Annotated in this window: 1 protein-coding gene; it reads right to left on the reverse strand. The window is 68.6% G+C overall.

All coding sequences use genetic code 11. The annotated features are described in order from the left end of the window. Window positions 1–241 (reverse strand): hypothetical protein (locus IB259_RS30920; protein WP_192331061.1); only part of this gene is annotated, 241 nt, incomplete at its 3' end. Window positions 242–255 lie beyond the last annotated feature (14 nt).

A 255-nucleotide genomic window follows, 5' to 3' on the forward strand; every position in this document is an offset into this window, starting at 1 on the left:
TGATCTTGCCGGTGGCCGGGTCGTAGCCAGTCAGCGTGAGCTTGCCTTCGGTGCCGTTGACGACGACCGGGGTGGTGCCCAGCGCCTGCAGGTCGGCCACAGAGAGGGTGACGTTGCCGATCTTGACCGTGGCCAGGCCTTCCGGTGCGGTGACGGTCAGTTCGCCGGTGACCGGCTGCGTGGCGTTCTCGGCGATGCTGACGTTGCCGGCATCGGCGCCATTGGCATCGGGGACGGTCACGCCGGGCACGCCAT

Source organism: Achromobacter sp. ACM04, from assembly GCF_014851465.1.
Lineage (GTDB): Bacteria > Pseudomonadota > Gammaproteobacteria > Burkholderiales > Burkholderiaceae_B > Achromobacter > Achromobacter aegrifaciens.